We start from the raw sequence: 15,130 nt of genomic DNA, 5'->3' as shown, positions 1-15,130 counted from the left end.
TCGCGAGCAAGCCCGCTCCCACATTCGACCGCATTCGGTCACCTGTGGGAGCGGGCTTGCTCGCGAAGGGGCCATCAGCGGCAAAGCTATATGACCTGATACCCCATAAACAAAAACGCCGCGATTCTCTCGCGGCGTTTTTGTGTCTGTTGCCTTACCCCAGGTTCTTGCCGAGCAGTGCGTGATACAGCTCGCTGTCGCCCAGAATCCCCACCACCTTGTTGTTGTCATGCAGCACCAGCTTGTTGCCGGTCTGATAACGAATCTGCAGCGCATCGCGCATGCCGATGTTCGAGTCCACCAGGGTGGGTCGACGACCCAGGCCTTCAACGGCCTGACCCGGTATCCAGTTCTGCAAGTCCAGCGCAGACCCGTTCTGGCGAGCGCCCTTGATGGTGTTGCCTTCAGCCAGATCCAGCCACGAATCACCGCCTGGATCCAGGCACACCGAACCGTTGATGCGCTTGCAGTTGTCCAGGGTGCGCATCAGGCTGCGGCCGCACAGTACGTTCAGCGGGTTGGTGTGGGCCACGAAGGTCCGCACGTAGTCGTCCGCAGGGTTGAGGACGATTTCTTCCGGCTTGCTGTACTGGATGATCCGGCCGTCTTTCATGATCGCGATGCGGCTGCCCAATTTCAGGGCTTCGTCGAGGTCGTGGCTTACGAACACGATGGTCTTGCTCAGCTTGCGTTGCAGTTCCAGCAGTTCGTCCTGCAGACCCTGGCGGATCAGCGGGTCAAGTGCCGAGAACGGTTCGTCCATCAGCAGGATGTCGGCGTCCATCGCCAGGGCACGGGCCAGGCCCACGCGTTGCTGCATACCACCGGACAGCTCGTTGGGCTTCTTGTTGCGCCACTGGGTCAGGCCCACCAGCTCAAGCTTGTCGTCCACCAGTTTGCGTCGTTCCTTCTCGGGCCGACCCTGCATTTCCAGGCCGAAGCTGATGTTCTCGCGAACGGTCAGCCAAGGCATCAAGGCGAACTTCTGGAACACCATCGCGATGCGTTTGGTGCGCATCATTTTCAGTTCGGCCGGGCTACAGGAGGCGATGTCGATCTGCTTGCCTTCGTGCTCGACGAACAACTTGCCACGGCTGACGGTGTTCAGGCCGTTGATGCAGCGCAGCAGGCTGGACTTGCCGGAGCCGGACAAGCCCATCAGTACACAGATTTCACCTTTTTCGATGTCCAGGCTGGCTTTTTCAACACCGACGATCTGCCCGGTCTTTTTCAGGATCTCGTTGCGGGTCATGCCCTGATCCAGCAGCTTGAGCGCCTCGCGTGGATCTTTGGAGAAGATAACGTCAACGTTATCGAAGCGAATAATGCTCATGCGTCACCCCCTACCTTGGCGTCGGGTTGTTTGCAGATACGGTCGAGCATGATCGCCAGCAGTACGATCGCCAGGCCTGCTTCGAAGCCCAGGGCGATATCAGCAGTGTTCAGTGCGTTGACCACCGGTTTGCCCAAACCATCGGCGCCCACCAGTGCCGCGATCACCACCATCGAAAGAGACAGCATGATGCACTGGGTGATGCCTGCCGCGATGCTTGGCATGGCGTGGGGCAGTTCGATTCGCGAGAGCAGCTGACGCCGGGAGCAGCCAAAGGCCTTGCCGGCGTCCATCAATTCTTCCGGAACATCGCGGATACCCAGGTAGGTCAGGCGGATGGGCGCGGCAATCGCGAACACCACCGTCGAAATCAGGCCCGGGACCACACCCAGACCGAAGAGGGTCAGGGTAGGAATGAGGTACACGAAGGTCGGTACGGTCTGCATCAGATCGAGTACCGGACGCATTACAGTATAGAACATCGGCTTGTGCGCGGCGACGATGCCCAGGGGCACGCCAATGAGCACGCAGACCAGGGTGGCGAACAACACCTGGGCGAGGGTTTCCATGGTTTCCTGCCAGTACCCCAGATTGAGGATCAGCAGAAAGGAGGCAACGACAAACGCGGTCAGGCCCCATTTGCGTTGAATGAAGTGTGCCAGTAGAGCGATCAGGCCGATCAGCGCCAGCGGGTTGAACCAGGTCAGCGCAAATGTCACGCCGTGGATCATCGTTTCCAGTGTCACGGCGATTGCGTCGAAGGTGCTGGCGCCGTGTTGCGTCAACCATTCAACGAAGCCCGAGATGTACTGGCCTAGAGGTATTTTCTGATCAATCAGCATGGTAGTGAACGTCCGCATGCAAGGAAATAAACAGCCCGGACGGCGTGGGCCGTCCGGCATAAGCGATGCTCCCTAATTCAAGGCGTCAGTTTGGCTTTCACGGCCTCCAGGCCCGGTTTACCGTCAATGGTGGTTACGCCAGCGAGCCAGGTATCGAGCACCTGTGGATTCTTTTTCAGCCAGGCCTTGGCGGCCGCGTCAGGCTTCATCTTGTCGTCCAGGATGTTGCCCATCAGTTCGCTTTCCATGTCGACCGTGAACTCCAGGTTTTTCAGCAACTGACCGACGTTGCTGCATTCCTCGGCGTAGCCCTTGCGGGTGTTGGTCGCCACGGTGGCGGCGCCAAAGTCGGGGCCGAAGAAATCGTCGCCGCCGGTCAGGTATTGAATCTTGAAGCGCTTGTTCATCGGGTGCGGCGCCCAGCCGAGGAAGACCACGGCGGTGTCGCGTTTCTGCGCGCGGTCGACCTGCGACAGCATGCCTGCTTCGCTGGACTCGACGACCTTGAAGCCCGCGTCCTTGAGGCCGAAGGCGTTCTTGTCGATCATCGACTGGATCAGGCGGTTGCCATCGTTGCCAGGCTCGATGCCGTAGATCTTGCCGTCGAGCTCTTTCTTGAATTTGGCGATGTCGGCGAAGTCATGCAGCCCCTTGTCGTACAGCGCTTGAGGGACGGCGAGGGTGTACTTGGCACCCTTGAGGTTGGTACGCACGGTTTCCACGGTGCCGGCATCGCGGTAGGCCTTGATGTCGTTTTCCATGGTCGGCATCCAGTTCCCCAGGAACACGTCCATGTTCTTGCCATCGGCCAGCGACTTGTAGGTCACGGGCACGGAAATCATGGTGGTCTTGGTCTTGTAGCCGAGGGCGTTGAGCACGACGCTGGTCGTCGCGGTTGTCGCGGTGATGTCGGTCCAGCCGACATCGGAGAAGTTTACGGTACTGCACTGCGCCGGTTCTGCGGCTTGCGCCAGAACCGGCAGACTAAGCATGGCGGCCAACAACAACGACGGGGAACCTTTCATGGATGGACTCCTTGGTGTTTTTTTTGGCAGTGTTCCGACTGGACCACCGCACTTATAGGTTGCGGTTGGATGGCGTTCTGGAGACAGCTCTACCACGGCGCCTTGCAATCGAGTCGATACGATCATGTACCAGTGAAAATCTGACGCCTACAGGGTGCGTCGTATCCAGTACAGGGATGGTCGCATCCAGTGTCGGTGACGTCGTTTACAGATTTTTTCAGCCCTTTTTTCCCCTCTGAACCGCAAAAAAACGGCGAAAACACGGCGTAAAAGACACGCGGCGCTGGTGGGCATGAGTGCGTCGGTTAGAGACGTCGAACAACTGGATAAAAGCTTGATGATGCGGCCATCTCGGCGGATTGCAGCTTGAGCGTAGCAGCTCCGTCACCCTGCGCTTTGGCGTGCGCAGTGGGCCCATTCAGGAGTTCGGCAGTCATGGCTATCAGTGTTTTCGACCTGTTCAAAATCGGCATCGGCCCTTCCAGTTCGCACACCGTGGGGCCCATGCGGGCAGCGGCGTTGTTTGTGCAGGGCTTGCGCGAGCGGGGTCTGCTGGAACAGGTGCGGCGTGTCGAAGTCCAGCTGTTTGGCTCGTTATCGGCCACCGGCATCGGTCACGGCAGCGACAACGCGGTGATCATGGGCCTGATGGGCGAGTGGCCGGATGCGATCGATCCGTCGCAAATCGGCATCCGTATCCAGACCCTGCGCGAAACCCACACACTGTTGCTCGACGGTCGCCTGCCGGTGCCGTTCGTCTGGGCTCGGGACATGCGCCTGATCGACGAAAACCTGCCGTTCCACCCCAACGCCATGACCCTGATTGTCGAAGGCGATGACGGTGAATTGCATCGCGACACCTACTACTCGGTCGGCGGCGGTTTTGTCGTCGATGAGGCGCAAGCTTCCAGCGGTGTCGTGGATCTGGATCGCACCGTGCTTCCATATGACTTTTCCAGCGCCGCCGAGCTGTTGCAGCTGTGCAAGAAGCACAACCTGCGCGTGGCTGAATTAATGATGGCTAACGAGAAAGTCTGGCGCAGCGAAGAAGAAATCCGCAGCGGTCTGATGAAGCTCTGGCGCGCCATGCAGGACTGCGTCGAACAGGGCCTGAAACACGAAGGCATCCTGCCCGGCGGGCTGAACGTGCGCCGCCGCGCGGCCAAGCTGCATCGCAGCCTGCAGGAACTGAACAAACCCAACGTGATTGGCTCGACCTTGAGCGCCATGGAATGGGTCAACCTGTTCGCCCTGGCGGTCAACGAAGAAAACGCCGCCGGCGGGCGCATGGTCACGGCACCGACCAACGGCGCGGCGGGGATCATTCCGGCCGTGCTGCACTACTTCATGAAGTTCAGCGAGGCCGTGACCGACGCCAATGTCGTCGACTACTTCCTCGGTGCGGCGGCGGTGGGCATCCTGTGCAAGAAGAACGCCTCGATCTCCGGTGCCGAAGTCGGTTGCCAGGGCGAAGTCGGTTCGGCCTGCGCCATGGCGGCCGCCGGGCTGGCGGAAATCCTTGGCGCCACACCAGAGCAACTGTGCAACGCGGCGGAAATCGGTCTGGAACACAACCTCGGCCTGACCTGCGACCCGGTGGGTGGACTGGTCCAGGTGCCGTGCATCGAGCGCAACGCGATTGCGGCGGTGAAGGCGATCAACGCTGCGCAGATGGCATTGCGCGGCGATGGCCAGCACTTTATTTCGCTGGATCGGGTAATCCGCACCATGCGCGATACCGGTGCCGACATGCATGACAAATATAAGGAGACATCGCGGGGTGGGTTGGCGGTGAGTGCGGTGGAGTGTTGAGGGGGTAACGTAAGAATTACTTGGATACAGGTGTAAGTCATTTGCAGCAGTAGCGGTCTCTAGAATGCTGGGCTCGATTTCCTGTCTTCGAGGGTTTCTATGCTAACGAAAACACTATCCGGTTCCGCTCCAAATCTTAGTGGTGTCCTGTTGGATCCTGGCTTTCACGCAAAAACGACGTTGGTACACAAACAATTGGTTTTGGCAGAAAACAATCCGGGTTCGCTTCATCTTGCCAGTAGCAGCAAGTTGGCATGGGTAAAGCACGATTGCTCTCCAGCGGCGTTACTTCATAGCGTTGAAATGCATGCTAAACGAGGCTTGCTGAACTTGATTGCTTCGAGGGATTTTGCCACTGGGGCGCTCAGCCAAGAGGACAAGCGTGAGGTTGGGCGTGCTGTGACCTCTACGGTAATGGCTCTGAATCAAATTTTGGCCAGGAAAGACGCAGAATCTCCGTCAATTACAGTTCACGAGAATCATTTGATCGGCGATGGATTGATTCATGAGGACCGCAATCTTCCGCGTCAGAGTAACCCTGACGATTATGATCGCTACCATACTCTGGGGGTTCCTTTTGCGGAAAATGGTCGCATGCAGGCCCATTATCATCTTGAGTTCAGGGGTGGGTTAACCGCCGCAGCCGTTGCTGATGTACTTAATAGTCTCAACGATGTAGGGACGGTCATTGCCGGGAGGGAGATCATTTCAGCAGAAGATATCGAACTGATTCTTGGCAAAATGCCGGCGAGCGATGCTGCAAAGTCATCATTGCGTACGGAAATCAAAACTGTCCGCCAGTTGATTCCCAGTGAGCTCGATGCAGGCTCATCAAAAACCCAGGTTCGCGATGTGTTGTTTGGCGCATTTACCGCATTGGGTAGCGCAAATGTCGAGGTAAGCACGGGCCAGGTGTTTCGGAACGCTCATATGAACGGATTTCGCGTTGCAGAGCCCGATTGCCTGGGTAATGGCAATACTCGGCTGAGCGACGATCTTGCTTTGATTGAGTCTTTTTCAGGTGGCGTTTCGGTCTCTTCTTTGACTATCCAGCATTTGTTGGACATTCACCTTTCTTTTCGAAAAGCGATGGCTGATCTACCAGATGCGGATGCGGTTGGGGTGAAGGAGCTGCAAGCTTTTAAAGAACGGTTGGAGGCGGCCTCAGATCAGGTAGCAAGAATGTTGAGACGTTCCTGATCGTCGCAGTAGCGGTTGCGAAGTTAAATAAAACGCTTCGGTGCAAGGGGGGCGTTTGTTATCAAGACCAGTCAAAACTGCGCGCTAAGTGAACACTCGATGTAAAACGCGCCACCTTTTGGCGCGTCGCTAACAGATAATCCGTGTCACCGGCGGTCGGGTCTTATCCAGAGCTCTGACCACCCGTCACCCGTGCCTGCGGTGACACTCTTTTACAGCGGCTCGCAGCCCTGTTCCCACAAGTGCTACCGAATTGCTCACCGCTCGTGAGCCGGGGCGCTTGCCAGTCCTGATGGCCATTTAAATCCCCACGCCTTGCAAGACATATATAGACACATTCCGACGTCGTTTTTAGGAGTTATTGAACGCGCATTCAAATTTAGGCATGGCAATTGCTCTGTCATTACAAAGCCCGTCTCCCACGCGAGAACGATGGCAATAAAAAGAGCCTCCGCCTGAGGCCATCACCCGCTTTGTGTGAGGAGATACCGCGATGACGACGTTCAACTCCGGGGCCCAACCCCAGAACCGTGCGCCTCAATCCATCGGCTTTCTGCTGCTGGACAATTTCACGCTGATTTCTCTGGCCTCCGCAGTAGAACCCCTGCGCATGGCCAACCAGTTGTCCGGTCGCGAGCTATATCGCTGGACCACCCTCACCGTCGATGGCGGCCAGGTCTGGGCCAGTGACGGCCTGCAGATCACCCCCGACGCCTCCATGCACAAAGCCCCGCCAATGGACACCGTCATCGTCTGCGGCGGTATCGGCATCCAGCGCACTGTGACCCGTGAACACGTGTCATGGCTGCAAAGCCAGGCCCGCCAGTCCCGCCGCCTCGGCGCGGTGTGCACCGGCAGCTGGGCCCTGGCCTGCGCCGGCCTGCTCGACGGCTTCGATTGCAGCGTGCACTGGGAATGCCTGGCAGCCATGCAGGAAGCTTTCCCGCGGGTGGCCATGAGCACCCGCCTGTTCACCCTCGACCGTAACCGTTTCACCAGCTCCGGCGGCACCGCGCCGCTGGACATGATGCTGCACCTGATCAGCCGCGATCACGGCCGTGAACTGTCGGCGGCCATTTCGGAAATGTTTGTCTACGAGCGCATCCGCAACGAGCAGGATCACCAGCGTGTGCCGCTCAAGCACATGCTCGGCACGAATCAGCCAAAACTGCAGGAAATCGTTGCGCTGATGGAAGCCAACCTCGAAGAGCCGATCGATCTCGACGAACTGGCCGTCTATGTCGCGGTATCCCGTCGTCAGCTCGAGCGCCTGTTCCAGAAATACCTGCACTGCTCGCCGTCGCGTTACTACCTGAAGCTGCGCCTGATCCGCGCCCGGCAACTGCTCAAGCAAACGCCGATGTCGATCATCGAAGTGGCGTCGGTGTGCGGTTTCGTATCCACGCCGCACTTCTCCAAGTGCTACCGCGAATACTTCGGCATTCCGCCGCGTGACGAGCGCGTAGGCTCCAACACTACCCAGCAAGTGGCGATGATGCCGTTGCCGCAAGCCTTGGTGCTGTCGCCGTTGTCCGGGCCGTTGTCGGCGTTGAGCCAGGCGCGTAATGAGTCGACGTTTGCCAGTGTAAGGCTTTAAACCGAGGCGCCTTCATTCGCGGGCAAGCCCGCTCCCACAGGTTTTGTGTCAGAGCATTAACTTTGTGCTCGACACAAAGCCCTGTGGGAGCGGGCTTGCCCGCGAAGTCTTTTTATCGGCCTGTGTGGCTCTGCTGATACTCCGCCAATGCCGGCAACAACTGCTTGTCGATCGCCTGGCGCACCGCCGGCAGGATGGTCGCGCTGCTGGTGTACATCTGCTTGACCATGGTCCGCAGCGTCATCGCCCGTACATCGTTCAAACCCCGTACCGCACACTCACAGGCCTGCTCGGCGGTGGCGCCGGTGGGCACCTCGAATCCCAACGACTTGAGCTGGCCCAACAGGTCTTCCTGGTCTATCAAATCGGCGTGCATCATGACGCAATCCTTCTTCAGGGAACGGTGTCGTGGCTCGATTCTGGTAGGGCCACGCAGTAGCGGCAAGGGCGAATTGTCGCAATGGCCGCAATGGCTATGAACAGGTCGTTTTCGACTAACTTGCCGTTCGGAGGAGTGGGCACACTGGGCTCAGCTCGCTTCACGAAGGTTTGGTCACCCTCGCACGGCAGCTCCTCAACAGTACCCTCTGCCTCGATCCTGTCACGGCTTGATCGGGGCTTTTTTTTGTCTGTGAATCAATGGGTTTTGTGTCGATTAATAGACCGCTTTCGCGAGCAAGCCCGCTCCCACAGTTGACCGAGTCCCATCAGGGGAATGCGGTCGAGTGTGGGAGCGGGCTTGCTCGCGAAGAACGATGACGCGGTCTAGCGTTGCAACACCAGAATCCGCGACAACAACTCATCCCGGTCGACATAGCAGCCCTGGAAGTGCCGCGCCCCGGTGGCGGGGTCGAAGGCGTTGCGGGCGTGCAGGGTGCGGCGGTTGTCGAAGCACCACAGCTCACCGGGATTGAGCCGCTGCATCAAGCGGAATCGGGGTTCGCGCGTCATCGCGATAAAGCGCCGGTAGGCGTGATAAAGCCTGGGCATCTGCTCCACCGAGGTGTCGAATGGTCCGCGCAGAAAGTTCGCCATGCGGATTTCCGATACCTGCCCCAACGTGTCCAGGGCAATGATCGGCGCGAGGCAGCGGTAGTCGCTGTGGCGGTCTTTGTTGCGAAACTCTACGGGGATTTCGCAAAGGCTTTTGAATGACTCCGGGTCTTCGCGACGCAGCGCATCGGCGATGGCAAACCCGTCGACAAAAATGCTTTCGCCACCCTCGGCGTCATTGACCAGGCAATGCAGGAATTGCAGCCCCGGTTGCAGCTCTCGGGTCGGCAAATCACTGTGCAGCGGCAGGTTGAAGGCGGTGTAGGCGTTGCTGTCGGCGTCGGCTTTGGATTGCACGTTGAACAGCACGCCGAAATTGCTCTCGCGGATGAAGGAAATCCGTTGCGCGATCAACTTCAGAGAGCCGGGCTCGGTGGGCACGCCACGAACCTGGGTCAGGCCGACATCGCGAACCGCCAGCAGCCATTGCAGCAACGCCTGCGGGTCGTTCATCAGTGCTTGATATTCGAACACCGGCAACTGCAAATCGCTGTGCCAGAGCCTGGCTTTGGGTTTGCGTGCCAGGCGTTCGGCGCGGGATTCATCGTCATAGGCGTGGGCGCGCAGCCAGCCGGGATCGAAGCGGCTGGCGTGGCCATCCTGCCAATCCATCGACAGGCAGCCATCGGTGTCGATGTGTACGGCGTCAGGCATCAGGTCTTGAGCCACATCGACGATTTCCAGTACTTGCTCGCGGGTCACGGTGTAGACGCATTGCGGGCACGGGCAGTTATCCCGCAGCCATTGATGGTGGAAAGGGCTGACGCGATCGTCGGCCCACGTCACCAGAACCCGATCCGCCAGTGTCTGCACGCCAGTCAGCGCGCTGATCAACGGATAGGTACGAAAGTCGGCCAATGCAGCGGCGGTGTTCATGACGATCTCCTTGTTATTTTTTTGGGGGTAATGCGATCACTCGGCCAATGTACCCGGGCGTTGGCAGGTCCGCCTGTTCGGCGACGATGGCTTGTAGTTGATTCAAGGACTGGTCGCTGAACGGGGCCGAGCGCGGCCCGGCGAGATCCACGTGCAGCAGCATCTGTTCGTTGCCTGCAAGCTCCTGGGCATCACCGACCCGATGCAGGCTGTGATAGAGGTGCAGGCGTTTGCTGTCGTGGGCAATGATTTGGGTGTGCACTTCGACTTGGGCGTCGAGTTTCACTTCGTGCAGGTAGTTGAGGTGCAGTTCGAGAGTGAACAGCGAGTTGCCGCTGGCTTCGCGACTGTCGCTGTCCAGGCCCAGGCGATCCATCAGGGCATCGGTGGCGTAGCTGAAAATCAGCAGGTAGAAGGCGTCGCGCAGGTGGCCGTTGTAGTCGACCCAGTCGGGGATGATGGTGGTTTGGTAGGTGGTGAGGGTGGGCATGGTTCAGGTTCCGATAATAGTGGTGACCGGGCTACCGCTTTCGCGAGCAAGCCCGCTCCCACAGGGGGGGACGCATTCCAATGTGGGAGCGGGCTTGCTCGCGAAGGGGCCAGGCCTGCTGGGCCATTAACTGACGGTCTACTCGCTGAAGGCCATCCCATGTTTCTCTTTGGTGGTCTTCACCGCCTCCAGCACTGCCAGCAGGCAGTCATCACGATAGCGCTCCAGCGCTGAAATGCTGTGTTTACCCAGTTGATCGCTGGTACCGTCGACCACGTCGTCGATCAGCTTGTCGGTCAGTTCCGGTGCCGGCAGGTAAGTCCACGGCAACTGCAACGCCGGGCCGAACTGCGCCATGAAGTGACGCATGCCGGCATCACCACCGGCCAGGGTGTAGGTCAGGAAGGTGCCCATGAACGACCAGCGCAGGCCTGCGCCGAAGCGGATCGCATCGTCGATTTCACCGGTAGTCGCCACGCCGTCGTTGACCAGGTGCAGCGCCTCACGCCACAGCGCTTCGAGCAGGCGGTCGGCGATGAAGCCCGGCACTTCCTTGCGCACGTGCAACGGGCGCATCCCCAGGGATTCATAGACTTTCATCGCCGCTTGCACGGCTTCGGGCGCGGTGTTTTTACCGCCGACCACTTCGACCAGTGGTAGCAGGTAAACCGGGTTGAACGGGTGACCGACCACGCAGCGCTCCGGGTGTGTGGCACTCTCGTAGAACTCGCTCGGCAGCAGGCCGGAGGTGCTGGAGCCGATCAACGCATTGGGCTTGGCTGCCGCGCTGATTTTGCTGTGCAGGTCCAGTTTCAGCTCAAGGCGTTCCGGGGCACTTTCCTGGATGAAGTCAGCGTCGCGAACGCATTCTTCGATGGTTGCGACAAAGCGCAGGCGATCCTGCGATGCACCCGGCGCCAGGCCTTGTTTCTCCAGTGCGCCCCAGGCGTTGGCGACGCGTTTGCGCAGGGCTGCTTCAGCGCCTGGTGCCGGGTCCCAGGCCACTACATCCAGGCCATGGGCGAGGGCGCGGGACACCCAGCCGCTGCCGATGACACCGCTGCCCAGGGCGGCGAAGGTTTTGATTTCGGTGATGAAGCTCATGGTCAATTCCTGAATTTGGCTCGGAAAAAAACTGTGGGAGCGAGCTTGCTCGCGATGGCGGTATTCCTGCCGCAGATGATGCTTCGGATGTACCGATGTCATCGCGAGCAAGCTCGCTCCCACAGGGGGAAAGTTGTTTTGAATTAACCGCGCTGGGTCAGGCCCATTTTCTTGCGGCCTTCAGCGGGGGTGAGCACGCGGGCACCAAGGCGGCTGAGGATTTCCGTGGCGCGTTCGACCAGTTGGCCGTTGGTCGCCAGCACGCCCTTGTCCAGCCACAGGTTGTCTTCCAGCCCGACCCGCACGTTGCCGCCGAGCAACACCGCTTGCGCCGCCATCGGCATCTGCATGCGACCGATACCGAAGCCGGCCCAGACCGCGTCGGCCGGCAGGTTGTCGACCATGGCTTTCATGGTGGTGGTGTCCGCCGGAGCGCCCCACGGGATGCCCAGGCACAGCTGGAACAACGGGTTGTCGAGCAGGCCTTCCTTGATCATCTGCTTGGCGAACCACAGGTGGCCGGTGTCGAAGATTTCCAGCTCGGCCTTCACGCCCAGCTCTTGAATGCGTTTGGCACCAGCGCGCAGCTGGGCCGGGGTGGAGACGTAAATGGTGTCGCCGTCGCCGAAGTTCAGGGTGCCGCAATCGAGGGTGCAGATTTCCGGCAGCAGTTCTTCGACGTGGGCCAGACGGGTCAGCGGGCCGACCAGATCGGTGTTCGGACCGAATTCCATCGGATTCTCGCCGGCACCGATTTCCAGGTCGCCGCCCATGCCGGCAGTGAGGTTGACGATGATATCCACGTCCGCCTCGCGGATACGCTCCATCACCTCGCGATACAGCGCCACATCACGGCTAAACTTGCCGGTTTGCGGGTCGCGCACATGGCAGTGAACCACGGTGGCGCCGGCCTTGGCGGCTTCCACGGCGGCAGCCGCGATCTGTTTTGGGGTGACCGGCACGTGTGGGCTCTTGCTGGTCGTGTCGCCAGCACCGGTGAGTGCGCAGGTGATGATGACGTCGTGGTTCATTTGGCGGTTCCTTACAGGCGAGTTTTTTGGTTTTGGCCAGGCATGCTGGTCCCGTTCGCAGCCCCTTGGGGCTGCGAGACGGTGGTGGGTTCGGGTTTATTTACTGGTTAGTTGCAGGTTTTCAGCGGCCGGTTTGCCATCGAAGGTGGTGACGCCTTCAAGCCAGCGTTTTTTGTCCTGCGGGTGATCCTTGAGCCATTGTTTGGCCGACTCGAAAGCGTCCTTGTGATCCAGCAGTGGCTGCATCATCCGGCTCTCGTCTTCGGCGGTGAACGTCAGGTTGCTCAGCAGGCGACCGATGTTCGGGCATTGCTGGGCGTAAGTCGGTGCGGTGACGGTCCACACGGTGGCCTTGCCTTCGTTCGGGCCGAGGGCGTCTTCGCTGCCGGTGAGGTAGGTCATTTTCACGTTGACGTTCATCGGGTGCGGCGCCCAGCCGAAGAACACCACGGCTTCGTTGCGACGCACGGCGCGATCCACCGCGGCGAGCATGCCGGCTTCGCTGGACTCGACCAGCTGGAACTTGCCGAGGCCGAACTGGTTCTTGGAGATCATCGCCTTGATCTGGGTGTTGGCGCCCGAGCCCGGCTCGATGCCGTAGATCTTGCCGCCCAGTTCTTTTTCGAATTTGGCGATGTCAGCGAAGGTTTTCAGGCCCTTGTCCGCGAGGTAGGTCGGCACGGCGAGGGTCGCGCGGGCGTCTTGCAGGCTTGGCGCATCAAGCACCTTGACCTGCTTGGCCTCGACGAACGGGGTGATGGTCTGGGTCATCAGCGGGTTCCAGTAGCCGAGGAACAGGTCCAGACGCTGGTCGCGGATCCCGGCGAAGATGATTTGCTGGGAGGCGCTGGTTTGTTTGGTGCTGTAGCCGAGGCCATCGAGCAATACCTGGGTCATGGCACTGGTGGCGATCACGTCGGTCCAGTTCACTACACCCATGCGCACGTTCTGGCATGCGGCGGGTTCGGCGGCCATGACACTGGCGCTCAGTAACGCGGTACCACTGAGTGCAAGAACACAGCTGCTGATCAGTCGTTTCATTCTCAGGTTCCTCGGCAGTTCGTTATTGTGAGTTCCGGTGTCTGATGCGCCGGTGATGCCAAGTTACGCAGCAAAGCACCGATGAAAGCGCACTGCGGCGACCAGCTCTTGCACTGCAGCGACCTGTGCTCTTGAAAGCCGCTTGCAACTGGCGTATCAACATCCCTACGCTGCCCGCCCTCTCGTTACCTGGCCTCTTGTTACCTGCTAAGCGAGTGCGTCCCATGTCCCAGGATTTCTACTTCTTGTTGATGCCGGGTTTCTCGGCCATCGGATTTATCTCGGCCATCGAGCCGTTGCGGGTCGCCAATCGCTTTCGCGGCGAGCTTTATCGCTGGCATGTGCTGAGCGCGGACGGCGGGGCAGTGCTGGCCAGTAACGGTATGTCGGTCAACGCCGATGCGGCGCTGGAGCCGCTGAAGAAAGGCGCGACCTTGTTGGTGGTCGCCGGCTTCGAACCGCTGAAATTCGCCACCCCGGCGCTGGAGCACTGGTTGCGTCGGCTGGACAACGAAGGCGTGACCCTGGGCGCGATCGACACTGGCAGTTTCATCCTCGCCGAGGCCGGCCTGCTCGACGGCCATCGCCTGACGCTGCACTGGGAAGCCATCGACGCCTTCAAGGAGTCCTATCCGCAGCTCAGCGTCACTCAGGAACTGTTCGAGATCGACCGTCGGCGCATCACTTCCGCTGGCGGCACCGCGTCCATTGATCTGATGCTGGATCTGATCGCCCAGGCCCACGGTCCCGATCTGGCGATACAGGTCAGCGAGCAATTCGTACTCGGCCGCATCCGCCCGCGCAAAGACCACCAACGCATGGAGGTCGCCACGCGCTACGGCATCAGTAACAAGAAGCTGGTGCAGGTGATCGGCGAGATGGAACAGCACAGCGAACCGCCGCTGAGTACGCTGGAACTGGCGGAATCGATCAAGGTGACGCGGCGGCAGTTGGAGCGGTTGTTTCGGTTGCACCTGAACGACACGCCGAGCAATTTCTATCTGCGGTTACGGTTGGAAAAAGCGCGGCAGTTGCTGCGGCAGACCGACATGAGCGTGCTGGAGGTGAGCATTGCCTGCGGGTTTGAGTCGCCGTCGTATTTCACCCGCAGTTATCGGGCGAAATATGAGCGTTGTCCGCGGGAGGATCGGCGCACCGCGCAGGCATAAACACCCGAGAAACCTGTGGGAGCGGGCTTTTCCGCGATAAGGCTGGCACTTTCAATATGGATGTTGACAGGCACACCGCTTTCGCGGGCAAGCCCGCTCCCACAGTGTTCGGTTTTTACAGGTAGAAAGCCTTACTTCTTCAACAACGCCGAACACGCCGCCTTGTAAGCCTCATGCTGATATTTGTTCAGCGTATCCGATAGTTCGACATTGAATTTCTTGCACTGCGCCGTGATTGTCTGCGGAGACAGCAGCGTCACCTCGCAATTCTCCAGTAACTGGAAAACCCCTTCGATCTTGAACGTGGTCGGCCCACCGGCGAATTCGCCTTTCTTGCTGCGCTTTTTGATCGCGATGCGGTCGATGGAGTTCTCCCGGACAAACGAAGCGACCTGGGCTGCGAACACTTTGACATTGGCGGCTTCATCGTCATCGTCCAGGGCAATTTTCTTGGTGGCGAGCGGGACATGGCTCAGCGCCTGACCGTCCAGCGTGGCCACGGCAATGATCGCTTCACTGCCTTTGATTTCGATGCCGCAGACTTTCATGTTCAATCC

14 protein-coding genes are annotated in these 15,130 nt (G+C 59.5%); 4 read left to right on the top strand and 10 right to left on the bottom strand.

Annotation, left to right across the window (positions count from 1 at the left end; all coding sequences use genetic code 11):
- Nucleotides 1–154: 154 nt before the first annotated feature.
- The 3 genes from choV to AC3WN7_RS18655 all read right to left on the bottom strand — a co-directional run bounded on the left by choV (nucleotide 155) and on the right by AC3WN7_RS18655 (nucleotide 3,200).
- The gene (gene choV / locus AC3WN7_RS18665) at nucleotides 155–1,333 is read right to left on the bottom strand and encodes a choline ABC transporter ATP-binding protein (RefSeq protein ID WP_015097151.1); all 1,179 of its coding nucleotides are present in this window, start codon (nucleotides 1,331–1,333) and stop codon (nucleotides 155–157) included.
- A complete protein-coding gene (gene choW, locus AC3WN7_RS18660; protein WP_095964150.1) occupies nucleotides 1,330–2,175 on the bottom strand; it encodes a choline ABC transporter permease subunit in 846 nt (281 codons plus the stop codon). The genes choV and choW overlap by 4 nt, the downstream gene beginning before the upstream one ends.
- A gap of 77 nt (nucleotides 2,176–2,252) precedes the next feature.
- Complete coding sequence (locus tag AC3WN7_RS18655; protein ID WP_015097149.1) at nucleotides 2,253–3,200, bottom strand: choline ABC transporter substrate-binding protein; 948 nt, start codon at nucleotides 3,198–3,200, stop codon at nucleotides 2,253–2,255.
- A gap of 435 nt (nucleotides 3,201–3,635) precedes the next feature.
- Between AC3WN7_RS18655 and AC3WN7_RS18650 the strand changes: the two genes are divergently transcribed.
- From AC3WN7_RS18650 to gbdR, 3 genes are all read left to right on the top strand, one after another.
- Entirely contained in the window at nucleotides 3,636–5,012 is a 1,377-nt protein-coding gene (locus AC3WN7_RS18650; protein ID WP_095964149.1) for an L-serine ammonia-lyase, read from the top strand.
- Between the two features lie 99 nt (nucleotides 5,013–5,111).
- Nucleotides 5,112–6,212, top strand: coding sequence for a hypothetical protein (locus tag AC3WN7_RS18645; RefSeq protein ID WP_146022397.1), 1,101 nt, complete (start codon nucleotides 5,112–5,114; stop codon nucleotides 6,210–6,212).
- A gap of 493 nt (nucleotides 6,213–6,705) precedes the next feature.
- Complete coding sequence (gene gbdR / locus AC3WN7_RS18640; RefSeq protein ID WP_007975492.1) at nucleotides 6,706–7,809, top strand: choline metabolism transcriptional regulator GbdR; 1,104 nt, start codon at nucleotides 6,706–6,708, stop codon at nucleotides 7,807–7,809.
- Between the two features lie 112 nt (nucleotides 7,810–7,921).
- Here the strand turns inward: gbdR and AC3WN7_RS18635 are convergent, their stop codons facing one another.
- The 6 genes from AC3WN7_RS18635 to AC3WN7_RS18610 form a co-directional block, all read right to left on the bottom strand.
- Nucleotides 7,922–8,188 (bottom strand): hypothetical protein, encoded by a 267-nt coding sequence (locus AC3WN7_RS18635; RefSeq protein ID WP_007995656.1) that lies wholly within the window; start codon nucleotides 8,186–8,188, stop codon nucleotides 7,922–7,924.
- Nucleotides 8,189–8,574: 386 nt separating this feature from the next.
- A complete protein-coding gene (locus AC3WN7_RS18630; RefSeq protein WP_102674513.1) occupies nucleotides 8,575–9,738 on the bottom strand; it encodes a gamma-butyrobetaine dioxygenase in 1,164 nt (387 codons plus the stop codon).
- Between the two features lie 13 nt (nucleotides 9,739–9,751).
- Entirely contained in the window at nucleotides 9,752–10,228 is a 477-nt protein-coding gene (locus AC3WN7_RS18625) for a thioesterase family protein (protein WP_102674514.1), read from the bottom strand.
- 138 nt (nucleotides 10,229–10,366) lie between these two features.
- Nucleotides 10,367–11,332: an L-carnitine dehydrogenase gene (locus tag AC3WN7_RS18620; protein WP_095964145.1), complete on the bottom strand. Its 966-nt coding sequence runs from the start codon at nucleotides 11,330–11,332 to the stop codon at nucleotides 10,367–10,369.
- A 143-nt stretch (nucleotides 11,333–11,475) separates the two neighbouring features.
- Nucleotides 11,476–12,363 (bottom strand): 3-dehydrocarnitine:acetyl-CoA trimethylamine transferase CdhC, encoded by an 888-nt coding sequence (gene cdhC / locus AC3WN7_RS18615; RefSeq protein WP_007975497.1) that lies wholly within the window; start codon nucleotides 12,361–12,363, stop codon nucleotides 11,476–11,478.
- Between the two features lie 96 nt (nucleotides 12,364–12,459).
- Nucleotides 12,460–13,404 (bottom strand): choline ABC transporter substrate-binding protein, encoded by a 945-nt coding sequence (locus AC3WN7_RS18610; protein WP_095964144.1) that lies wholly within the window; start codon nucleotides 13,402–13,404, stop codon nucleotides 12,460–12,462.
- Nucleotides 13,405–13,628: 224 nt separating this feature from the next.
- On the opposite strand from AC3WN7_RS18610, the gene AC3WN7_RS18605 reads away from it, so the two are divergent.
- Nucleotides 13,629–14,573: a GlxA family transcriptional regulator gene (locus AC3WN7_RS18605; protein ID WP_095964143.1), complete on the top strand. Its 945-nt coding sequence runs from the start codon at nucleotides 13,629–13,631 to the stop codon at nucleotides 14,571–14,573.
- 131 nt (nucleotides 14,574–14,704) lie between these two features.
- Here the strand turns inward: AC3WN7_RS18605 and AC3WN7_RS18600 are convergent, their stop codons facing one another.
- Nucleotides 14,705–15,121 carry a DUF3010 family protein gene (locus AC3WN7_RS18600; protein ID WP_095964437.1) on the bottom strand — a complete coding sequence of 139 codons (417 nt, stop codon included), beginning with the start codon at nucleotides 15,119–15,121 and terminating at the stop codon, nucleotides 14,705–14,707.
- Nucleotides 15,122–15,130: the final 9 nt, after the last annotated feature.

It is taken from the genome of Pseudomonas sp. FW305-70, from assembly GCF_058783925.1.
This window is presented reverse-complemented; position numbering and strand designations above follow the sequence as displayed.